Below are 20,252 nucleotides of genomic sequence, written 5' to 3'. Positions count from 1 at the left end.
CCCCGGGCCTTCGGGCGAGGAGCGGGAGGACTCCTCCGTCCGGGTCCTGATCGTCGACGACCACCCGCTGTTCCGGGAGGGCCTGAGGGCGGCGCTGGAGAGCGCCGAGGGGATCGCCGTGGTGGCCGAGGCGGAGCGGGTCGGCGAGGTCGCGGCGGCCGTCGCCCGCAGCCGCCCGGACGTGGTCGTGATGGACCTCTCGCTGCCGGACGGCTCCGGGCTGGAGGCCGCGCGCCGGCTCGCCGAGCGGCAGCCGTCCCCGCCGGTGCTGATGCTGACCATGTCGGACGACGACGGCAGCCTGCTCGCCGCGCTCCAGGCGGGCGCGCGCGGCTACCTGGTCAAGGGCGCCGGCCGGGAGGAGGTGCTGCACGCGGTGCGGACGGTCGCGGCGGGCGGGGCGGTGTTCGGCGCGGACGTGGCCGGGCGGATCACGGCGCTGCTGGCGGGCGCCCGGCTGCGCGAGGCCGGGCAGCTGTTCCCCGCGCTCACCGCGCGCGAGGCGGAGGTGCTCGACCTGGTGGCGCGCGGGCTGGACAACCGGCGGATCGCCCGGGAGCTGGTGGTGGCGGAGAAGACGGTCCGCAACCACGTGACGCACATCTTCGAGAAGCTGCACGTCGCCACCCGGGCCGAGGCGGTGGCCCGGGCACGTGACATGGGCCTCGGCGACGGCTGAGGCGGCCGGCACCGGGGCGGGCGCGGGGGCGGGGCACCGAGCGGACCGCCGCCCCGCGCGCCCGGGACGCCAGGAAGCCGAGGATGCGGGGGAGGAGGCCCACATGAGCGAACCGGTTCCGGCCACCGGCGCCCGGCAGGCCGGTCCGACCCGGGCGTACTGGGTCTGCGCCGCGACGCTGCTCTCCGGCCTCGGCTGGGTGCTGCTGGCCCTCGTCCACCAGGACGCCCCGTGGACCGACGCGTTCCTGCTCCACGACGGCCAGACGGTGCTGCTCGGCTTCGGCTTCGCGCTCTCCGGGGTGCTCGTCCTGGCCCACCGGGCCGGACCGGACGCCTCCGCGCCGGGCGCCGTCGGCGGTCCCGGCCCCACCGACCCCGGCCGCACCGACCCCGGCCGGACCGCCCCGGCCGCCGCCGCTGCCCCCGGACTCGGCCTCGGAGTGGTCCTGCTGGCCGCCGGTTTCGGCGGCTGCCTCTCCCGCTTCGTGCTGTTCGCGGCCAGGGCGGCCGGGGCCGGCCCGGTGGCGGAGGCCGTCGGGGCGGCCCTGCTGCTCGCCTCCGTCACCCTGTTCGTCTTCCTGGCCATCGCGCTGCCGCTCTGGCTCCCGGAGGGGCGGCTGCCCGGCGGCCCCGCGGGCCGGGCCTTCGTGGTCGTGGTGGCGCTCTGGAGCGCCTGCCACGCCTGCGTGGTCCGGCTCGGGGCGCCGCTGCCCTACTTCGGCGACGTCCTGGTGCCGCAGGGCGAGGGGCTGCCGCTGGACGAATGGCGGGTCACGCCGGTCTCCTGGGCGCTCGTCGCGGTCAGCCTGACGGTGGCCGCGGTGCGCTGGCGCCGCTCGGACCGGCCGCACCGGGCGGTCGCGGCGGTGCTCGTCCCCTACCTGATCTGGCTGGTCACCACCAACATCGCGCTCAGGCTGGGGGACTCCGAGAGCATCGCGGCGGTCGCCTACTTCACCGGCTCGGCGCTGTGGATGCTCGGCGCGGTCGGGTACGGCTTCACCCGGGACCGCTCGCGCTACCTGGACCGGGCGACCCGGCGGATGCTCAGCGTCCTCGCCCTGACCGCCGTGCTGATCTCCGGCTACCTCGGCATCGCGCTGCTGCTGCGCCGCGCGCTGCCGCAGGCCAGTACCGCCGGCGCCCAGCTCCTCGCGGCCGGGGCGCTCGCCATCGGGGGGTTGATCGGCCCGACCACCCGCTGGGTGGTCCGCGCCGTCGACCGGTTCTACTACGGCGAGCGGGCCCGCCCGTACCAGGTGGTGCGCGCGCTCGCCGAGCGGCTCAGCCGGGCCGTCAGCCCCGCCGACGCGCCGCCGCTGCTCTGCGAGACCGTGGTCGGCGCCCTCGGCCTGCCCGGGGCCCGGGTGGTCCTGCACACCAGCAGCGGTCCGCTCGAACTCGCCTCGGTGGGCACCGTCGGTCCCGACAGCCAGGTGTTCCCGCTCAGTTACGAGGGCATGGTGATCGGCGACCTCTGCGCGCCGCCGCGCGCCGGGCAGCCAGTGCTGGACGCCCAGGACCACGAGGTGCTGCGGTCCCTCGCCGACCAGGCCGCGCCCGCCATCGCCTCGCTGCGGATGTACGAGGAGGTCCAGTCCGGCCGGCGGCAGATCGTGCTGGCCCGGGAGGAGGAGCGGCGCCGGCTGCGGCACGACCTGCACGACGGGCTCGGGCCGACCCTGTCCGGACTGCGGCTCGGCATCGACACCGCGCGGGCCGCCGTCCCCGAGGACTCCCCGGCCGCCCGCTCGCTGCGCGCGGTGTCGGCCGGGATCGGCCAGGCGATCGTCGAACTGCGCCGGATCACCGAGGGGTTGGCGCCCGCCGCGCTGGCCGGCCAGGGCCTGGCGGAGGCGCTGCGGCGGCTGGTCGCCGGACTGGACGGGGAGCGGGTCCGGCTCAGCCTGGAGCTCGACCCGGACCCGCCGCCGGTGCTGCCGGCCGCCGTCGAGGTGGCGGTGCTGCGGATCGGCGGCGAGGCGCTGAACAACGTGCTGCGCCACGCGGGCGCCACCGAGGCCCGGTTGACGCTGCGGGTCCGCCCGCACGAGGTGGTGGTCGAGGCCCGGGACGACGGCCGGGGCTTCCCGGCGGCCCCCGCGGACGGCGGCGAACCCGGCGCCGCCGAGCAGGACGGCGCCGGCCGCCCCGGTGTCCACCGGGCCGGATCCGGGCTCGGGCTGCGCTCGATGGCCGAGCGCGCCGAGGAGTTGGGCGGCGCCTTCACGGCCGTGAACCACCCCGGCGGCGCCCTCGTCCGGGCGGTGCTGCCCCGGATGCCGGTCGTGTCCGAAACGACGGCCCCGACCACGGACGGAGCCGACCGCCCGCGGCGGGCCCCTTGACGGAAGCCGGGGTTGGCCCAATCATCATGGTCGCGTCAACTTCGCGGCTGTGCCCCCGCTGTCACCGCTCCCCGACCGGGCTGTCCCGGCCGGTAGCCCTGTTCCCGGCCGGACCCCAACCCGGCCGCCCCTACGACCCGATGGCCCTCCGCGAGGCTGTGCGCTTCCGTTCTGCCCCATCAGAATCTGGAGCCTCCATTGACCGAGCGCGCCTCGCGGCGATCCCGCCTGCGCCGATCCGCCCTGTCGACCGGGGCGGTCGTCACACTCGCCGCCGCCCTGTTCGCCCCCGCCGCCGTCGCGGCCCCCGCCACCCCGGTGGCACCCGAGGCCCCCCGGGCCGTCGCCGCCGCCCCCGACATCCCGGTCGCCAACGTCAAGGCGCACCTGGCCCAGCTGCAGTCGATAGCCACCGCCAACGGCGGCAACCGTGCCCACGGCCGTACCGGCTACAAGGCGTCGATCGACTACGTGAAGGGCAAGTTGGACGCGGCGGGCTTCACCACCGCGCTGAAGACCTTCACCTACAACGGCTCGACCGGCTACAACCTCATCGCCGACTGGCCGGGCGGCGACACCTCGCACGTCGTGATGGCCGGCGCCCACCTGGACTCCGTCACCGGCGGTCCGGGCATCAACGACAACGGCTCCGGCTCGGCCGGCATCCTGGAGACCGCGCTGGCCGTCTCCCGGGCCGGCCTCCAGCCCACCAAGCACCTGCGGTTCGGCTGGTGGGGCGCCGAGGAGTACGGCATGGTCGGCTCCAAGAACTACGTCAACAGCCTTCCCGCCACCGAGCGTTCGAAGATCGACACGTATCTGAACTTCGACATGATCGGCTCGCCGAACCCGGGCTACTTCACCTACCGCTACGACTCCGCGCTGGACGCGCTGTTCCGCGACTACTTCGCGGGCATCGGGATCAGCACCGAGCAGGACTTCGAGGGCGACGGCCGCTCCGACCACGCCCCGTTCCAGGACGCGGGCATCCGGGTCGGCGGCCTGTTCAGCGGCGCCGACTACACCAAGACCGCCGCCCAGGCGGCCAAGTGGGGCGGGACGGCCGGCCAGGCCTTCGACCGCTGCTACCACTCCTCCTGCGACACCAGCGCCAACATCAACGACACCGCGCTGGACCGGATGACCGACGCCATCGCGTACGCCGTCTGGACGCTCTCGGCCGGCACCACCACGCCGCCCACCGGCACCGTCTTCGAGACCACCACCGACGTCCAGATCCCGGACTACGGCGCCGCGGTGACCTCCGACCTCGCCGTCACCGGCCGGACCGGCAACGCGCCCGCCGCGCTCCAGGTCGCGGTGGACATCAAGCACACCTACCGCGGTGACCTGGTGGTCGACCTGGTCGCGCCGAACGGCACGACGTTCCGGCTGAAGAACTCCAGCGGCAACGACTCCGCGGCCAACGTCCAGGCCACCTACACCGTCGACGCCTCCGCGGTGCCGGCCAACGGCACCTGGAAGCTCAAGGTGCAGGACATCGCGCGCCAGGACACCGGCTACGTCGACAGCTGGAAGCTCACCTTCTGACGAAGGCGCGCGAGGACGTAGGCGCGCGAAAGGGGGTGCCGGCCGCCGCCGGCACCCCCGTCCGGCGCAGGTTACGGCTGCATCTCGTACGCGCCGGACAGCGCCTCGACCATGGACCACACCTTGGCGGCCCGCTCGCCGTCCGCGACCGGGCGGCGGACGTTGGCCAGCGCCCACGCCGCCTGCGCCTCGGTGGTCGAGGCCTTCCCGTGCAGCTCGGTGGCGTGCTTCGAGAAGTCCCGCACCAGCGCGTCGAAGACCTGGTCCAGCAGCCCGGCGTCCAGCCCGGTCAGCTCGGCCTGCTCCAGCACCAGCTGGCCGTAGACGATCAGTGCGAAGAGCTGGCCGATCTCCAGCAGGAAGTCCAGGTCGGCCTGCTGGGCCTCGCTCGGCGCGTCGGTCAGCAGCAGGTCGCAGAACCCGTCGGCCTGCTCGCGGAAGCGGGCCACGTTCGGCAGGTGCGCGAAGGCGTCGTAGGCCTTGCGCCAGTCGTGGAAGCGGATCGCGCCGAGGCCGCGGGCCGGGCCCTGGCGGAACAGGAACTCGTCGTCGGCCGCGTCCAGCCGGGTGGGCACCGGCGCGTAGTCGGCCGGGTTGAAGAGGTAGTTGCCCATGAACTTGAGGATCAGCGCCAGGTTGACGTGGACGGTGCCCTCCAGCTTCGGCAGGCCGCGGATGTCCTTCGCGGCCTTGTCGAAGTAGGTGTCCGCCTCGAAGCCCTTGGCCGCGATGACGTCCCACATCAGGTCGATGACCTTCTCGCCCTCGGTGGTGACCTTCATCTTGGTCATCGGGTTGAAGAGCAGGTAGCGGCGGTCCTCGGGCGAGGCGGTGCGGAAGTAGTCCACCGCACGGTCGGAGAACAGCTTCATCGCCACCAGGCGGGCGTACGCGTCGGTCAGCTCGCGCCGCACGTGCGGGAAGTCGGTGACCTTCTTCCCGTACAGCACCCGGTTCTGGGCGTGCGTGACGGCCTCGTACATCGCGTGCTCGCAGATGCCGACCGAGGCCGTGCAGAGGTTGAACTTGCCGACGTTGACGGTGTTCAGCGCGGCGTCGAAGGCGGCCTTGCCGGTGTGCAGCACGTCCTCGGCGCGCACCGGGTAGTCCTCCAGCCGGAACTCGCTGACGTACATCTGCGCGTTCACGACGTTCTTGACCAGGTGGTACGCCTCGTGGCGGCTGTCGGCGGCGAAGAAGACGTAGCCCTCCGGGCCGTCGACGTCCGAGCGGCGGCCGAAGACCGAGACCAGGCCGGCGACGTTGCCGTTGCCGATGTAGTACTTGGACCCGGTGGCGGTGAAGCCGCCCTCGCCGTCCGGGGTGAGGATCATGTCGGTGGAGTAGATGTCGGCGCCGTGGCTGCGCTCGGAGAGCCCGAACGCCATCACGTGACCCTCTGCCAGGAGCTGGGCGGCGCGGGCCCGGACGGCCTCGTTCCCGCTCTGCCAGACCGGCCCCAGGCCGAGCACGGTGACCTGCCAGGTGTACCAGTAGCCCAGCCCGTAGAAGCCGAGGATCTCGTTCAGCTCGGCGATCCGGGCGGTGTCCCAGCGCTTCTCCGGGTCGGCCGAGGAGGGCGTCAGGAACTCGGCGAACAGGCCCTCCTTCGCCGCGAATTCGAGGAAGTCGGCGTACCAGCTGCGGTCGATGTAGGTGTCGATCAGCGCCTTCTTGCCGCGGGACTCGAACCAGTCCACGGTCGCGCGCAGCAGTCGGCGGGTCGGCTCGTCGAACTGCGCGGGGTCGTACGTACGCGGGTTGAAGAGCATCACGGGCTCCCGGGGGTCGAGGGTGGTGATCGGATGGGGCGTGGAGTTCTCGTCCGTCGGCGGAGCCGGGGGGGTTCAGGCCCCGGTCCGGTCGGCGGCGAGGCGGTGCAGGGTGGCGAGCACGTCGTCCAGCCAGGCGAGGGTCATCCGCTCGTACTCGATCCCGCCGCGCAGCACCACGTGCTGCAGCTGCTGCCGGGCGTCGAGGGCGGCCGGGTCGGGGAAGTCCCGCTGCTCGCCGTGCAGGTAGCGGGCGAGCAGGGCGGCATGGCTCTCGCGGTGCCGCTCGACCTCGGAGAGCAGGGCGGCCGGGTCGTCGAAGGCGGCCGCGCGGATCTTGACCGCCAGCTCGTGCCGGACGGTCTCCGGCTCGACCGGTTCGCGCAGCCAGCCGGCCAGCGCCGCCCGGCCGGGACCGGCCGCGGAGTAGACCTTCTTGTCCGGCCGGCCGTCCTGGGCGACCTCCTCGGCGGAGATCCAGCCGTCCGCCTCCATCCGCCGCAGCACCCGGTAGATCTGCTGGTGGGTGGCGGTCCAGAAGCGTCCGATGGAGCGGTCGAACCGCCGGGCCAGCTCGTAGCCGGAGCCGGGCTGCTCCAGCAGCGAGACGAGGATCGCGTGCTCCAGTGCCATGGCGGCATCCTGCTATGCAACGAGTTGCATAGGCAAGGGCGCTCCGGCCGGGTGAGACGCAGCTCACCGCGGTGCGCGCCGGGTGTGGGCGGGGAGATTAGCTTCTCGGGCGAAATGGTGCAAAACAGCAGATCGGCGCCAGAATGGTACTGGGCTTGCGCCCTCCGTGTACCGGACCTAGGAGGTGGTATCGGTGTCTACCCAGATTCCGATGGGCATGGAGCACCATCCGGACATCGTCGAACTGCGTGAACACTACGAGCGGGTCACCCTGACTCCGCGCGCCCAGGCCGTCGAGGCCCTGGCTGTCCTCGCAGGTCTGTTCCTGGCGGCCTCGCCATGGATCGTCGGCTTCACCGCCTTCAGCACGCTGACCGTCACCTGCCTGATCGTGGGTCTCGCCTACTGCGTGCTGATGGCCGGGTACGGCTCAGCGTACGAGCGCACCCACGCACGGGCCTGGGCGGCGACCCTGCTCGGTGCCTGGACGATCATCTCGCCCTGGGTGGTGTCCGGAGCGGTCGACCGCGGGAAGAACATCGTGACCTGCATGATCGCGGGTGCCGTGATGTTCCTGCTGGGTCTCGCGGCGATCTCGATGGCCACCATCACGTCGAACGGCGCGTCGATGCGACGTGGCCGGGCCGGCCGGGCCGGGGGCTGACGCCACCCGGTAGTCCGGAGCCGGGGTGCGGGCGGTGAGGCCGCCGCCCGCACCCCGGCGCACGCCGTCGGGCCGCTACGGCCGGGGGCCGGTCAGGGACGGGCGCCCCCGCCGCGTGGTCACGGGCGGGTCATCCGCAGCACGTCGAGGGCCTCGTCCAGCTGCTCGCGGGTGAGCTTGCCCTGCTCCAGGTAGCCGCGCTCCAGCACCACCTGTCGGATCGTCTTGCGCTCGGCCAGCGCCTGCTTGGCGACCTTGGCGGCCTCCTCGTAGCCGAGGTAGCGGTTCAGCGGGGTGACCACCGAGGGCGAGGACTCGGCGTACTCGCGGGCCCGTTCGACGTTGGCGGTGATGCCGTCCACCGTGCGGTCGGCGAGCAGCCGGGCGCTGTTGGCGAGCAGCCGGACCGACTCCAGCACGTTGCGGGCGATCACCGGGAGCATCACGTTGAGCTCGAAGTTGCCGCTCGCGCCGGCCACCGTGACGGTGGTGTCGTTGCCGATCACCTGGGCCGAGACCATCAGCACCACCTCCGGCAGCACCGGGTTCACCTTGCCGGGCATGATCGACGAACCGGGCTGGAGGTCCGGCAGGTTGATCTCCCCGAGGCCGGTGCGCGGGCCCGAGCCCATCCACCGCAGATCATTGGCGATCTTGGTGAAGCCGACCGCGACGGTGCGGAGCTGACCGCTCAGCTCGACCAGGCCGTCCCGCGCGCCCTGCGCCTCGAAGTGGTCCCGCGCCTCGGTCAGCGGCAGGTCGGTGGCCCGGGCGACCTCCTCGATCACGGCGGCGGCGAAACCGGGCGGGGTGTTGATGCCGGTGCCTACCGCCGTCCCGCCGAGGGGCAGTTCGGCGACCCGGGGGAGCGTCGCCAGCAGCCGCTCCCGCCCGTGCCGGACCTGCGCCGCGTACCCGGCGAACTCCTGGCCGAGGGTCACCGGGGTGGCGTCCATCAGGTGCGTCCGGCCGGACTTCACCACCTCGGAGAACGCCGCGGCCCGCCGCTCCAGGGCCTCCGCCAGGTGCTCCAGGGCCGGGATCAGGTCGTGGGTGACGGCCGCGGTGGCCGCGATGTGGATCGAGGACGGGAACACGTCGTTGGAGGACTGGCTGGCGTTGACGTGGTCGTTCGGGTGGACGGGGCGGCCGAGCCGCTCGCCGGCCAGGGTGGCGATCACCTCGTTGGCGTTCATGTTGGAGGAGGTGCCCGAGCCGGTCTGGAAGACGTCCACCGGGAACTCGTCGTCCCAGCGCCCCTGGGCGACCTCCTCGGCGGCGGCCGCCACGGCCTGCGCCGTCTCCTCGTCCAGCACCCCGAGCCGGGCGTTCACCCGGGCCGCGGCGGCCTTGATCCGGGCCAGCGCGGCGATGTGGGCCCGCTCCAGCCGCTGGCCCGACACCGGGAAGTTCTCCACCGCCCGCTGGGTCTGCGCCTGCCACTTGGCGGCGGCCGGCACCCGGACCTCGCCCATCGAGTCGTGCTCGGTCCGGAACTCCTGCTGCTCACCCATGACGCGCTGCACCTCCTGGTCGGCCCCGGCCGGGTCTGCTCCCCGACCGGCTGCGGTCTGCGCAGACGACAGCCGCGCAGGGGCCCCCGGTATTTCCGCGCCAGGTGGGGGAACCGGCCGGCCTTCACTCGAAGGAGTGAAGATCGCGACCGGCCGGCCCGAGCGCACCGGTCCGCTTCGTACGCTCGTGCACGCACCGGCTTCACACACCCGTGCAGGCACCGGGGGAGACGATCACCGAGCAGGGGGCGGACATGGCGGCAACACGGCGCGACCGGGACGGGCTGAGCAGGCGGGAGCTGCTCGGCGCCTCGGCGGCCCTCGGCACGGCCGGCTGGCTGCTGCGCGGCACGATCGGGCCGGACAGCGCGCGGGCCGCCGTCCCGGTGCCGCCCGAACTGCCCGCCGGCACCGAGCTGTACCAGCGGGTCTACCAGAACTGGTCCGGCGAGGTCCGCACCGACCAGCTCTGGACCTGTGCCCCGCGGACCCCCGAGGAGGTCCCGCCGCTCGCCGACTGGGCACGCGCCCACGGCTGGCGGCTGCGCGCCCAGGGCTACCGGCACACCTGGGCGCCGCTCACCGTCGCCGACGACACCCCCGGCTCCGCCCGCGTCCTGCTGCTGGACACCACCCGCCACCTCACCGCGCTCACCGCCGACTCGCCGACCACCGTCCGGGCGCAGACCGGCGCCACCATGGAGAGCCTGCTCGCCCACCTGGCCGGCCGCGGCCTCGGCGTCGCCAACTGCCCCGCGCCCGGCGAGCTCACCGTCGGCGGCGTGCTCGCCATCGGCGGTCACGGCACCGCCGTCCCGGCCGCCGGCGAGCTCCGCCCGGACGGCCACGGCTACGGCTCGGTCAGCAACCAGGTCGTCCGGCTCACCGCCGTCGTCCACGACCCGGCCACCGACCGCTACGCGCTGCGCACCTTCGAGCGCTCCGAGGCCGACAGCGCCGCGTTCCTGGTCCACCTGGGTCGGGCCTTCGTCACCGAGGTGGTGCTCCGGGCCGGCCCGGACGTGCCGCTGCGCTGCGTCAGCCGGCTGGACATCCCGGCGACCGAGCTGTTCGCCCGCCCGGGCACCCCGGGCGGTATCTTCGGCCGCCCGCGCACCCTCGCCGACTTCGTCGACCGCGAGGGGCGCGCCGAGGTGATCTGGTTCGCCTGCACCGAGTTCCCCTGGCTGAAGACCTGGAGCGTCGCGCCGCAGCGCCCGCTCGGCTCCCGCACCGTCGACGAGCCCTACAACTACCCGTTCTCCGACAGCATCCCGGAGCCGGTCGCCCGCCTCGCCGGCCAACTCGTCGCCGGCGCCTGGGGGTCGGCCCCGCTCTTCGGCCAGCTCCAGTACCTGGTCGCCAAGGTCGCCCTCACCGGGGACCTCACCGACGTGCTGCTCTCCGGCGGGGTGCTCCGCGAGCTGCTCTCCGGCGAACTCCTCACCCACCTGCTCGCCGGCGGCCTGCGCTCCGACCTCTGGGGCCCCTCCCGCACCCTGCTGCAGTACGTCCGCCCGACCACCCTGCGGGTCACCGCCAACGGCTACGCCGTGCTCGCCCGGCGGGCCGACCTCCAGTGGGTGGTGTCCGAGTTCGCCGCCTACTACCGGCAGTTGCTCGCCGAGTACCAGGCGCGCGGGGAGTTCCCGGTCAACGGCGCGGTGGAGATCCGGGTCACCGGCCTGGACGACCCGGCCGCCAGCGGCGTCCCCGGCGCCCGGCCGCCGCTGCTCTCCGCCCTGCGCCCGCGCCCCGACCGCCCCGACTGGGACACCGCCGTCTGGCTGGACGTCCTCAGCCTCCCCGGCACCCCGGGCCTGCACCGCTTCGCCCGCGACCTCGAACGGTTCCTGCTCCGGACCTTCGACGGCACCCGGGCCGGTCTGCGGGTCGAGTGGTCCAAGGGCTGGGCGTACACCGAGGACGCCGCCTGGGCCGACCCGGACGTGCTCGGCCGGGTGGTCCCGGCCAGCCTGCGCGACGGCGGGGGCCCCGGCTGGGACGAGGCGGTCGCCGTTCTGGACCGCCACGACCCGCACCGGGTCTTCGGGAACGCCTTCCTGGACACCCTGCTGACGGTCTGACGCCCGGGCCCCGGTCCTCCGCCGACCGGGTCCTACACGTGCTCCATGACCATGACCGCGACGGTGTCCGGCGCGAGGGCGCGGAAGATGTGCGGGGCGTCCCCGGGGTAGCTGACGTAGTCGCCGGGGTGGAGTTCGACCGGCTCCGCCGGCGGGCCGACCAGGGCCCGCCCGGCGCTGAGCACCACGTGCTCCACCGTGCCGGGCATGTGCGGGTCGGAGGCCCGGGCCTCGCCCGGCTGCGCCTCGATCCGGTAGACGTCCCGGCGGGCGTTGGGCGGGCAGGAGGCCAGCAGGGTGGCGGCGTAGTCGGCCCGCTCGGAGTGGGTGACCGGCCCCTCGCCGGCCCGGATCACCCGCACCACCGGTCGCGGCGGGTCGACCAGCCGGCTGAACGGCACGTCCAGCGCGACGCCGAGCGCCCAGAGCGTCTCCACGCTCGGGTTGCCCGCGGCCGACTCCAGCTGGGAGAGCGTCGACTTGGCGATCCCGGCCCGGCGGGCCAGCTCGGCCATGGAGAGGCCGGCCCGCTCGCGTTCGCGCCGGATGGACGCGGCGATCAGTCCGATCAGCTCCGAGCCGGCCGCGCCCGGCCCCCCGGCTCCCTCGCCCGCGCCGCGGGACCCGGTGTTCGCACTCATCCGCGTTCGCTCCACACGTCCGGGCGTTCGCCTTGACGAACGACAGCCTTCGGGTTCACTCTACTGGACATGCGTTCGCTCCTCCGAACACTCGACCGTGCCACGCTGCGGGACATCGCCCTGGTCTGCGTCGCCGACGCCCTGGTCGGCGCCTCCTTCGGTGCCATCAGTGTCTCCGGCGGCCTGCCGCTCTGGCTGCCGATCGCCATGTCGGTGTTCGTCTTCGCCGGCGGTGCCCAGTTCGCCGCCGTCGGCGTGGTGCTCTCCGGCGGCGGCGCGCTCGCCGCCGTCGCCACCGGCCTGGTGCTCAACGCCCGACTGCTGCCCTTCGGCTTCACCGTCTCCGACGTGCTCGACGGCCCGTGGTGGCGGCGGCTGCTCGGCGCCCAACTGCTCACCGACGAGTCGGCGGCCTTCGCCCTGCTCCAGTCCGACCGGCGCCGGCGCCGCGCCGCGTTCTGGGTCTGCGGCGTGGCGCTGTTCGTGGTCTGGAACGCCTCCGTGGTGGTCGGCGCGCTGGCCGGCGGCCTCATCGGCGACACCGGCGCCCTCGGCCTCGACGCCGCCTTCCCGGCCGTCCTGCTCGCCCTGGTGCTGCCCTCGCTCACCGACCGGCGGACCCGGGCCGCCGCGCTGGCCGGAGCCGTGGTCGCGGTCGCCGCCACCCCGTACCTGCCGGCCGGCCTGCCGGTGCTGCTGGCCCTGCTCGGCCTGCTGTTCGCCGGGCCGGGGGCCGGCCGGCCGAACGCTCCGGAGCCGGCCGCCCCGAGCACGGCTGCCCGGGGCCCCGCCGCGCCGCGCCCCGCACCCGCCGCCGAGGGAGTCCACTGATGCCACTGCTCGCCGTCCTCCTGCTCGCCGCCGGCACCTACGCGTTCCGCCTCGCCGGCCCGGCCCTCGGCGACCGCTTCACCCTCTCCGACCGGCTGCGCCACCTGCTCGCGGTGGCCGCCGCCGTCCTGCTGGTCGCGCTGGTCGCCACCGGCGCCCTCACCCAGGGCCACGGCTTCGCGGGCTGGGCCCGGCCGTCCGGCGTCCTGGTGGCCGGGCTGCTCGCGCTGCGCCGTGCGCCGTTCCCGCTCGTCGTGGTGGCGGGGGCCGCGACCACCGCGCTGCTGCGGCTCTGCGGAGTCGCCTGAGGCGGGCGTCCGGACCGGCCGGCTCAGCCCTGCGCGGCGTTGCCCAGGCGCTCCTGCTGGATCTCGGGCCGCTCGCTGTCCCAGAGCAGCTCCCACACCCGGAACACGCAGTGGTAGTCCCGCATGCTGCCCTGGGAGATCAGCAGATAGGTGTCACCGTCCCGGAGCAGGGTGCGCCGGCGGCTGTTGAACGGGTGCTGCGGGGTGTACGACGGGACGAGCCGCCGGAGTTCGGCGAGCGCCTCCTCGCGGCTGCCCTCGGTCTCGGCCAGCACCTTGGTGCCCCAGATCCGGTCGTTGCCGACCCCTTCGGTCTCCTGGACGACCAGTGCCCAGCGCGTCATGCCCCACCCCTCGTTCGGATTCCCGTCCGCCCCGCTGAAACGATCATCCTAGGGGGTGGCGGTCGGGAGGAGTCCGCCCGACGAGGAGGACCCGTCAGGTGGCGGCGGCCGGGAGGGCCTTGAAGAAGACGGTGGTCGGGTGGAGTTCACCCGCCGGGTCGGTCGCGTAGCCGGGAATGGTCCCCACCCTGGTCCAGCCCGCCGCCCCGTACATCCGCTCGGCGGGGCTGCCCGTCTCGGTGTCCAGCACCAGCAGCCGCAGGCCGTGCCCGGTGCCCGCCGCCTCCAGCGCCGCCAGCAGCCGCCCGGCCAGCCGCTGGCCGCGGTCCGCCCGGCGGACCATCAACTTGGCGACCTCGCCGCGGTGCCGGCCGTTGGCGGTGACCGCCGGCCGCAGCTGGACCGTCCCGGCGATCCGGCCGTCCGCGTCGGCGCGGGCCACCCAGAGCAGCAGTCGCCCGGCCTCGACCTCGGGAGCCAGCGCCCGCCACCAGACGCTCGCCTCGGCGGGGTCGAGCGGGGCGAGGAAGCCCAGCGAGGAGCCGTCCGCGACGGTGTCCGCCAGCAGCGCGGCCAGCTGCTCCGCCGAGTCGAGCAGCGCGTCCGCCGTCAGCCGTTCAATTGTGTACATGCTCACTCCCTCGCCCTCGTCCGGAGGCCCGCTCCGTACGGAATACTCGCCGGTACCCGCCGCGGCCGACATCCCTTCTCTGGCCCGGCCCGGTGCCCGCCGAGACTACAAGGAGCTGCCATGGCGAAGCCGACCCGGATCGACCCGGCCGACCTGCTCGCCGTCGGTGACCTGCTGACCGACGAGGAGCGGCTGATCCGCGACACCGTGCGGAAGTTCGCCGACGAGCGGATCCGCCCGCACATCGGCGACTGGTTCGAGCGCGGGGTCTTCCCGGCCCGCGAACTCGCCCCCGAACTGGGCGCCCTCGGCGTGCTCGGCATGCACCTCGACGGCTACGGCTGCACCGGCTCCACGGCCGTCGCCTACGGGGTCGCCTGCATGGAGCTGGAGGCCGCCGACTCCGGCCTGCGCAGCTTCGTCTCCGTCCAGGGCTCGCTCGCGATGCGCTCGATCCACGCCTACGGCTCCGAGGAGCAGAAGCGGCGCTGGCTGCCGGGCATGGCCGCCGGCGAACACATCGGCTGCTTCGGCCTCACCGAACCGGACTTCGGCTCCGACCCGGCCAACATGCGCACCCGGGCCCGCCGCAGGGGCGGCGACTGGGTGCTCTCCGGCTCCAAGATGTGGATCACCAACGGCAGCGTCTCGGACGTCGCGGTGGTCTGGGCGCAGACCGAGGACGGCGTCCGGGGCTTCCTGGTCGAGCCCGGCACCCCCGGGTTCACCGCCACCGACGTGCACGGCAAGCTGTCGCTGCGCGCCTCGGTCACCAGCGAGCTGGTCTTCGACGAGGTCGTGCTGCCCGCCGACGCCGTGCTGCCCGGCGTCACCGGACTGCGCGGGCCGCTCTCCTCGCTGGGCGAGGCCCGCTACGGGATCCTCTGGGGCACCGTCGGCGCCGCCCGCGACTGCTACACCACCGCCCTCGACTACGCCGGGAGCCGGGTGCAGTTCGAGCGCCCGATCGCCGGCTTCCAGCTCACCCAGCAGAAGCTGGTCGAGATGATGCTGGAGGTGGAGAAGGCGTACCTGGTCGCCCTGCGGATCGGCCGGCTCAAGGACGAGGGGGCCGCCCGCCCGGCGCACATCAGCTTCGGCAAGCTCAACAACGTGCGCGCCGCGCTGGAGATCGCCCGCAGCGCCCGGACGGTCCTCGGCGCCAACGGCATCACCACCGAGTACCCGGTGCTGCGGCACGCCAACAACCTGGAGTCGGTGCTCACCTACGAGGGGACGAGCGAGATCCACACCCTGGTCCTCGGCGAGGCCATCACCGGGGAGTCGGCCTACCGCTGACGGCCGCCCAGGGGCCGCCGCCCGGAATCCGGTGGCCGGGCCGGCGGCGGCCCGGCTACCGTCGGCTCCCATGAACGGACCGACCCCCACCCCCGCGACCACCACCCTCTGGCGGCCCACCGGGCCCGAGGAGCTGGCCCTGGTCGAGGCGGCGGACCGGCGGGCCTGGCCGCCCCGGCTGCCGGACCAGCCGATCTTCTACCCGGTGCTGAACGAGGACTACGCGATCCGGATCGCCCGGGACTGGAACGTGCCCGCGTCCGGCGTCGGCTACGTCACCCGCTTCGAGGTCGACACCGCCTTCCTGGCCCGCTACCCCGTCCGGCAGGCCGGCGGCCGGACCATCCTCGAACTCTGGGTGCCCGCCGACGAGCTGGCGGAGTTCAACCGGCACATCGTCGGCCGCATCGAGGTCGTCCACGAGTTCCGGCCGCGGCCGTGACGGCCGTACCGGGCGCGCCCGTGCTGCTCACCCCGGCCCGGCAGACCGGGACGACCGTCCTGCTCGCCGAGGCCGCCGCCGCGCGCGGCCTGCCGACCGTCCGGCTCACCGGTCCCGACGTCCTCGACCGGCTCGCCGGGTGCCCGGTCCACTGGTTCGGCGGCCCGCTCGCCGGCGCCCGGATCGCCGACCGGCTCGGCCTCGCCCTGCTGGAACCGGCGGACGACTGGCTGGCCCGGCTGCCCGAGGAGTTCACCGGCCGGCGGATCGAGCTGACCACCCTCGCCGAGGCCTGGACGCTGCGCGGCCCGGCCTTCGTGAAGCCGCCCGCCGACAAGTCCCTCCCGCCGGCCGTCTACGCCGACGGCTCCCGGCTGCCCCGGCACGGCGAGCGGATCGGACCGGACACGCCCGTCCTGGTCAGCGACCCGGTGACGTTCGGGTCCGAGTACCGGCTCTTCGTCCTGGACGGCGAGGTGGTCGCCGGCAGCCGCTACGCCCGCTTCGGCCGGCTGGACCCGGGGCCGGTGTCCGAGGAGGCCGTCGGCTTCGCCCACCGCCTGCTGGCCGCCGCCGGGGACGGCCTGCCCAGCGCGGTGGCGCTGGACGTCGGCCCGCTGCTCGACCCGTACGACCCGGCCGAGCGCTGGGCCGTCGTCGAGGCGAACATGCCGTGGTTCGCGCACTCCTACACGGCCGACCCGGCCCGGATGCTGGACGTGGTGCTGCGGGCGGCCGGACCGGTAGCGGCGCTGCGGCCCGCCGACCGGCGGTTCGTCCGGGCTGGCGCCGGGCCGGACTGAGGCCCGCGGTCCGGTCCCGCGGTCCGGTCCCCGCCGCCCCGCCCACCGGGGAGATCCGGCACCCGGACGTCCCCGCCCAGGTGTACGCCTCCCTCGGCCGGCCGATCGACCCGCACGGGACTCTGGACGGCCGGCCGTTCCCGGTCGCCGTGCCCGCGCCGGCGGGGAGCCGCCCCCGGCGGCCCCCTGAACGGCCCGCCCGGACCGCCCTGTCGGGGGTGAACCCCGAGACGGCGGGGCCGCGTGTACCCCTGAAGATGGAGACGGTACCCCCAAGGTCGGAGGGACGGTCGCGACCTGGTGGTGACGCCACGGCAGCCCACGGCGGGTCAGGATGGAGACACCCCGGTGGACCGGGCACCGACGCGGAGCGCCGGGCACCGGGTACGGGACCGAACAGGGAGAGGGCAGGGCGGGCATGAACGGCATCGTGAGCAAGGTCGCGCTCGGAGTCGCAGGTACGGGCATGGCCGTCGCCGTCGCCACCGTGGCGGTCGGCCCGCGGGTCTCCGACTGGTACGACGGCCGCCACCAGGAGCAGGCCAGCTACAGCTCCGGCAGCGCGGCCAAGGCCGACCGGCAGTCGGTACCGTCCTGGCTGCCCGACAACGCCTCCACCGTCCAGTACCTGATGTCGACCACCGGCGACGACCGCCTGCTGCGCGCCACCCTGCCCGACGGGCGGCTGCCGGCCGGCTGCGTCACGGCCCAGCCGGGCAGGGCCGTCCACCCGGTGCCGGCCGCGCTGAAGGCCGGCTGGTTCCCGCAGGGCGTCTCCTCGAAGATCACCGGCTCGTGCGGGCAGTACAACGTCACCCTGACCGGCAACCAGCTCTACGCCTGGCAGGACGGGGCCGCCGTGCAGGCCGCCCTGCGCGCGCAGTCGGCCGCCAAGCACTGAGGAGCCGGGCGCCAGGCGGGCGGGCACCGGGGGCGGGAGTGCGCCGCGCGGCCCACCCCGGGTGTCGCCCCGCCGGGCCGCTGGGGTAGGACGGAGCGAGGACAATCCAGCGCCCGCCCCCGAGGAGCCCCATGCCTGGTCCGACCGTCGGTCCCGCCGGCCCCACCGGCGAGACGTCGACCGCCCCCGCGGCCCGGGCCACCGGGCCCGGCCGGACCGCCGCCGCCCCGGGGCGCGGCACCGTCGCCGTGCTCGGCGGTCTGGTCGCCCTCGGGCCGCTCACCACCGACCTCTACCTGCCCGGCCTGCCGGCGATCGCCGACGACTTCGCCGCCGAGCCGGCCGCCGTCCAGCTCACCCTGACCTTCTCGATGTTCGGGGTCGCCGCCGGCCAGCTGATCTTCGGACCGCTCAGCGACCGCTTCGGCCGCCGCCCGCCGCTGCTCGTCGGCCTGGTGGTCTACACCCTGGCCAGCGTGCTGTGCGTGCTCGCGCCCACCCTGCCGGTGCTGATCGCGGCCCGCTTCGTGCAGGGCGCGGCCGGTGCGGCCGGCCTGGTCATCGGCCGCGCCGTCGCCCGGGACCGCTTCGAGGGCGTCGCGATGCTCCGCTTCCTCGCCTCGATCAGCCTGATATCCGGCCTCGCCCCGATCCTCGCCCCGGTCGTCGGCGCCCAGCTGCTCCGCGTCACCTCCTGGCGCGGCACCTTCGGCGCCCTCACCGCACTCGGCCTGCTGCTCACCCTGATCGCCTTCGCGGCCCTGCGCGAGACCCTGCCGCCCGCCGACCGGCACGGCGGCGGGCTCGTGGCCACGCTGCGCACCATGAAGGGGCTGCTGCGGAGCCTGCCCTTCCTGGGCCTCGTCCTGACCAGCACCTTCGCCTTCGGCTCGCTGTTCGGCTACATCAGCGGCTCCTCGGTGGTGCTCCAGCACGTGTACCACGTCTCGCCGCAGACCTACAGCCTGCTGTTCGGCCTTAACTCGCTCGCCATCGTGGGCGTCACCCAGCTGAACGGGCGGGTGCTCGCCCGCCGGTTCACCCCCGGCGCGCTGATGCTGGCCGGCCTCGGCACGGCGGTCGCCGCGGGGGTGGCGCTCGTCCTGCTCACCGCGGTCTGGGACCTCGGCCTGGCCGGGATCTCCCCGGCGCTCTTCGTCCTGATGGGCAGCCTCGGCGTGATCCTCCCGAACTCGGCCGCCCAGGCGCTCAGCCTGGTCCCCCCGCAGTCCGCCGGCTCGGCCTCCGCCCTCATCGGCACCGGCACGTTCCTCTGCGGCGCGCTGGTCGCGCCGCTCAGCAGCCTTGGCGGTACGCCGTCGGCGGTGCTCCTCGCGGCGGTCGTCCTCGGCTGCGCCGCCCTCTCCGCCGTCGCCTACCTCGCGCTCTGCCGCCCCCGCCGCCCGGCGGTGGCCGGGTAGCGGGGGCGCGTCGGACGTCGGCGCCGGCCCGGGCCGCCGCCGGCCCGCCGCGCCGTCGGGTCAGACGCCGACGGCGGCCTGGCCGCGGGCGAGCAGGCGGGTGCGGGCGTAGGCGGCCAGCTCGGGGCCGGCCGCGGTCGCGGCGGCGTCCTGGGTGGTGCCGCCTGGGCGGTAGGTGCCCGAGACGGTGTAGTAGCCGTAACGGCCGATCGTGGTGTGGGTGTTGGCGCAGCCCGTGGTCACGCACCAGGCGATGCCGTCGGGTGTGGTCAGCCCCTGGATCTGGCCCTTGTGGGCCTGGCCGACGGCGTCCGCCTGCGGCTTGTGGTCGAAGACGGCGACCCCGACGGTGACCGCGCTGTCGCCGGAGGTGTACGTGGCGCGCAGCAGCTTGCGGCAGGACTGTCCGCTCGCCACGTCGCCGAGGCCGCCGGTGGTGGCCTGCCAGCAGGTGTCCGTGCCGCTGGTGGCGATCCGGGTCCAGGTGCGGCCGCCCACGGTGAGGCTCGGGGCGGCGAACAGGGACGCCGGGTCGAGCGGGGCGGTGTCCGTCGCGGCCTCGGAGATGACCGTCAGCGGGTCGCGCGGTGCGCCGCTCGTCGGGGCGGGCGCACCGGCGGGGGGGACGGCCGGGGGCGCGGCGGGCGGGGGAGCGCCCTGGGTGGCGCTCGCCCCGGGCTTGCCGGGGGTGGCGGTGCCGCTCGGCCTGCCGCCGGACTTGCCGGGCGAGGGGGTCGGGCTCCCGGAGGCGGTGCCGGTGGGGCCGGGCGCGCCGGTCGGCGCGGTGGCCGGCGCGGTCGGTGGCGCCCCGGTGGTGGGGCCCGTGTCCGCGCCGGTCGGGTCGGCGGTGGGGCCGGGCCGGAGCGTGGCGGTGCCGGTCGGGTGGTCGTTCCGGGAGCTGCCGGAGACCGTGATCGCCGTCGCCGTCATCCCGCCGATCAGGGCGGTCGCGAGCACGCTGGCACCGATCACCCGCAGCCGCTTCCGGCGCCGGATCTCCTCCTCGTGCTGTTCGGCCATGGCCGCCCAGTCGGGCTGCCGCGGGGCGGCGGGGCCGGCGAGGTACGGCGAGCCACCGGCGTACGGCGCCCGGGTGGTCGGCGCGGCCTGCGAGGGATCGGCCTGCGAGGGATCGGCCTGCGAGGGATCGGTCCGGGGCGGGCCGGGCTGCGACGGATCGGCCTGCGGTGGGCCGGCGGGTGCTCCGGCCGGTGGCGGGAGGGAAGCCCCGCCGGGTGTTCGCGTGCTGTCCGTCGTCCCCACCCCGTCCGCCATGGTCGGTGATCCTATGACATGACTGATGGGCCGGGAGCGGGCGGTGGGACGGCCGTGTCCCGCTCGTGGAACGGACGCCCGCCGGGGGCGGCGCGACGGGAGGTCG

At 74.9% G+C, this 20,252-nt stretch carries 19 protein-coding genes; 12 read left to right on the top strand and 7 right to left on the bottom strand.

Annotated elements, in window-relative coordinates; all coding sequences use genetic code 11:
- The first annotated feature begins 46 nt into the window (after positions 1–46).
- From ACFWA9_RS24585 to ACFWA9_RS24575, 3 genes are all read left to right on the top strand, one after another.
- Positions 47–679: a response regulator transcription factor gene (locus ACFWA9_RS24585; RefSeq protein ID WP_329492323.1), complete on the top strand. Its 633-nt coding sequence runs from the start codon at positions 47–49 to the stop codon at positions 677–679.
- A gap of 103 nt (positions 680–782) precedes the next feature.
- Complete coding sequence (locus ACFWA9_RS24580) at positions 783–3,029, top strand: GAF domain-containing sensor histidine kinase (RefSeq protein ID WP_380389783.1); 2,247 nt, start codon at positions 783–785, stop codon at positions 3,027–3,029.
- A gap of 243 nt (positions 3,030–3,272) precedes the next feature.
- Positions 3,273–4,580, top strand: a complete 1,308-nt coding sequence (locus tag ACFWA9_RS24575) for a M28 family metallopeptidase (protein WP_380389800.1) — start codon at positions 3,273–3,275, stop codon at positions 4,578–4,580.
- A gap of 71 nt (positions 4,581–4,651) precedes the next feature.
- Here ACFWA9_RS24575 and ACFWA9_RS24570 read toward each other — a convergent pair whose 3' ends face one another.
- The gene (locus ACFWA9_RS24570) at positions 4,652–6,352 is read right to left on the bottom strand and encodes an acyl-CoA dehydrogenase family protein (RefSeq protein WP_352287320.1); all 1,701 of its coding nucleotides are present in this window, start codon (positions 6,350–6,352) and stop codon (positions 4,652–4,654) included.
- A gap of 75 nt (positions 6,353–6,427) precedes the next feature.
- Positions 6,428–6,985, bottom strand: coding sequence for a PadR family transcriptional regulator (locus ACFWA9_RS24565; RefSeq protein ID WP_329490454.1), 558 nt, complete (start codon positions 6,983–6,985; stop codon positions 6,428–6,430).
- 193 nt (positions 6,986–7,178) lie between these two features.
- Here ACFWA9_RS24565 and ACFWA9_RS24560 point away from each other — a divergent pair, with 193 nt between their 5' ends.
- Positions 7,179–7,649, top strand: coding sequence for an SPW repeat protein (locus ACFWA9_RS24560; protein ID WP_329490455.1), 471 nt, complete (start codon positions 7,179–7,181; stop codon positions 7,647–7,649).
- 119 nt (positions 7,650–7,768) lie between these two features.
- On the opposite strand, the gene ACFWA9_RS24555 is transcribed toward ACFWA9_RS24560, so the two are convergent.
- Positions 7,769–9,163: a class II fumarate hydratase gene (locus ACFWA9_RS24555; protein WP_329490456.1), complete on the bottom strand. Its 1,395-nt coding sequence runs from the start codon at positions 9,161–9,163 to the stop codon at positions 7,769–7,771.
- Positions 9,164–9,417: 254 nt separating this feature from the next.
- Between ACFWA9_RS24555 and ACFWA9_RS24550 the strand changes: the two genes are divergently transcribed.
- Positions 9,418–11,250, top strand: coding sequence for a cholesterol oxidase substrate-binding domain-containing protein (locus ACFWA9_RS24550; protein WP_380389780.1), 1,833 nt, complete (start codon positions 9,418–9,420; stop codon positions 11,248–11,250).
- Between the two features lie 32 nt (positions 11,251–11,282).
- On the opposite strand, the gene ACFWA9_RS24545 is transcribed toward ACFWA9_RS24550, so the two are convergent.
- A complete protein-coding gene (locus ACFWA9_RS24545; RefSeq protein WP_380389778.1) occupies positions 11,283–11,891 on the bottom strand; it encodes a helix-turn-helix domain-containing protein in 609 nt (202 codons plus the stop codon).
- 69 nt (positions 11,892–11,960) lie between these two features.
- Here ACFWA9_RS24545 and ACFWA9_RS24540 point away from each other — a divergent pair, with 69 nt between their 5' ends.
- Positions 11,961–12,722: an AzlC family ABC transporter permease gene (locus tag ACFWA9_RS24540; protein ID WP_380389776.1), complete on the top strand. Its 762-nt coding sequence runs from the start codon at positions 11,961–11,963 to the stop codon at positions 12,720–12,722.
- Positions 12,722–13,030, top strand: a complete 309-nt coding sequence (locus ACFWA9_RS24535) for an AzlD domain-containing protein (protein ID WP_329490460.1) — start codon at positions 12,722–12,724, stop codon at positions 13,028–13,030. Before ACFWA9_RS24540 ends, ACFWA9_RS24535 begins: the two co-directional genes overlap by 1 nt.
- 23 nt (positions 13,031–13,053) lie before the next feature.
- Here ACFWA9_RS24535 and ACFWA9_RS24530 read toward each other — a convergent pair whose 3' ends face one another.
- Positions 13,054–13,374, bottom strand: coding sequence for a hypothetical protein (locus tag ACFWA9_RS24530; RefSeq protein ID WP_352287308.1), 321 nt, complete (start codon positions 13,372–13,374; stop codon positions 13,054–13,056).
- Positions 13,375–13,468: 94 nt separating this feature from the next.
- Positions 13,469–14,005, bottom strand: a complete 537-nt coding sequence (locus tag ACFWA9_RS24525; protein WP_380389774.1) for a GNAT family N-acetyltransferase — start codon at positions 14,003–14,005, stop codon at positions 13,469–13,471.
- A 120-nt stretch (positions 14,006–14,125) separates the two neighbouring features.
- On the opposite strand from ACFWA9_RS24525, the gene ACFWA9_RS24520 reads away from it, so the two are divergent.
- The 5 genes from ACFWA9_RS24520 to ACFWA9_RS24500 all read left to right on the top strand — a co-directional run bounded on the left by ACFWA9_RS24520 (position 14,126) and on the right by ACFWA9_RS24500 (position 18,871).
- The gene (locus ACFWA9_RS24520; protein ID WP_380389772.1) at positions 14,126–15,304 is read left to right on the top strand and encodes an acyl-CoA dehydrogenase family protein; all 1,179 of its coding nucleotides are present in this window, start codon (positions 14,126–14,128) and stop codon (positions 15,302–15,304) included.
- A 70-nt stretch (positions 15,305–15,374) separates the two neighbouring features.
- Entirely contained in the window at positions 15,375–15,746 is a 372-nt protein-coding gene (locus ACFWA9_RS24515) for an ADP-ribosylation/crystallin J1 (protein WP_352287301.1), read from the top strand.
- A complete protein-coding gene (locus ACFWA9_RS24510; RefSeq protein WP_380389770.1) occupies positions 15,743–16,549 on the top strand; it encodes an ATP-grasp domain-containing protein in 807 nt (268 codons plus the stop codon). The genes ACFWA9_RS24515 and ACFWA9_RS24510 overlap by 4 nt, the downstream gene beginning before the upstream one ends.
- A gap of 418 nt (positions 16,550–16,967) precedes the next feature.
- Positions 16,968–17,450 (top strand): hypothetical protein, encoded by a 483-nt coding sequence (locus ACFWA9_RS24505; protein WP_352287296.1) that lies wholly within the window; start codon positions 16,968–16,970, stop codon positions 17,448–17,450.
- 131 nt (positions 17,451–17,581) lie between these two features.
- Entirely contained in the window at positions 17,582–18,871 is a 1,290-nt protein-coding gene (locus ACFWA9_RS24500; RefSeq protein ID WP_380389768.1) for a multidrug effflux MFS transporter, read from the top strand.
- Positions 18,872–18,931: 60 nt separating this feature from the next.
- Here the strand turns inward: ACFWA9_RS24500 and ACFWA9_RS24495 are convergent, their stop codons facing one another.
- A complete protein-coding gene (locus ACFWA9_RS24495; protein WP_380389766.1) occupies positions 18,932–20,146 on the bottom strand; it encodes a hypothetical protein in 1,215 nt (404 codons plus the stop codon).
- Positions 20,147–20,252: the final 106 nt, after the last annotated feature.

Source organism: Kitasatospora sp. NPDC059973 (genome assembly GCF_042737525.1).
Lineage (GTDB): Bacteria > Actinomycetota > Actinomycetes > Streptomycetales > Streptomycetaceae > Kitasatospora.
Note: the sequence above shows the minus strand (reverse complement) of the source record. Positions and strands in the feature narration are given on the sequence as shown.

Excerpts from the sequence above, each read along its gene's own strand:
- ACFWA9_RS24555 (WP_329490456.1), bottom strand. The coding sequence starts at position 9,163 with ATGGGTGAGCAGCAGGAGTTCCGGACCGAGCACGACTCGATGGGCGAG.
- ACFWA9_RS24540 (WP_380389776.1), top strand. The coding sequence starts at position 11,961 with ATGCGTTCGCTCCTCCGAACACTCGACCGTGCCACGCTGCGGGACATC.
- ACFWA9_RS24565 (WP_329490454.1), bottom strand. The coding sequence starts at position 6,985 with ATGGCACTGGAGCACGCGATCCTCGTCTCGCTGCTGGAGCAGCCCGGC.
- ACFWA9_RS24580 (WP_380389783.1), top strand. The coding sequence starts at position 783 with ATGAGCGAACCGGTTCCGGCCACCGGCGCCCGGCAGGCCGGTCCGACC.
- ACFWA9_RS24520 (WP_380389772.1), top strand. The coding sequence starts at position 14,126 with ATGGCGAAGCCGACCCGGATCGACCCGGCCGACCTGCTCGCCGTCGGT.
- ACFWA9_RS24570 (WP_352287320.1), bottom strand. The coding sequence starts at position 6,352 with ATGCTCTTCAACCCGCGTACGTACGACCCCGCGCAGTTCGACGAGCCG.
- ACFWA9_RS24505 (WP_352287296.1), top strand. The coding sequence starts at position 16,968 with ATGAACGGCATCGTGAGCAAGGTCGCGCTCGGAGTCGCAGGTACGGGC.
- ACFWA9_RS24550 (WP_380389780.1), top strand. The coding sequence starts at position 9,418 with ATGGCGGCAACACGGCGCGACCGGGACGGGCTGAGCAGGCGGGAGCTG.
- ACFWA9_RS24545 (WP_380389778.1), bottom strand. The coding sequence starts at position 11,891 with ATGAGTGCGAACACCGGGTCCCGCGGCGCGGGCGAGGGAGCCGGGGGG.
- ACFWA9_RS24500 (WP_380389768.1), top strand. The coding sequence starts at position 17,582 with ATGCCTGGTCCGACCGTCGGTCCCGCCGGCCCCACCGGCGAGACGTCG.
- ACFWA9_RS24515 (WP_352287301.1), top strand. The coding sequence starts at position 15,375 with ATGAACGGACCGACCCCCACCCCCGCGACCACCACCCTCTGGCGGCCC.
- ACFWA9_RS24530 (WP_352287308.1), bottom strand. The coding sequence starts at position 13,374 with ATGACGCGCTGGGCACTGGTCGTCCAGGAGACCGAAGGGGTCGGCAAC.
- ACFWA9_RS24535 (WP_329490460.1), top strand. The coding sequence starts at position 12,722 with ATGCCACTGCTCGCCGTCCTCCTGCTCGCCGCCGGCACCTACGCGTTC.
- ACFWA9_RS24495 (WP_380389766.1), bottom strand. The coding sequence starts at position 20,146 with ATGGCGGACGGGGTGGGGACGACGGACAGCACGCGAACACCCGGCGGG.
- ACFWA9_RS24525 (WP_380389774.1), bottom strand. The coding sequence starts at position 14,005 with ATGTACACAATTGAACGGCTGACGGCGGACGCGCTGCTCGACTCGGCG.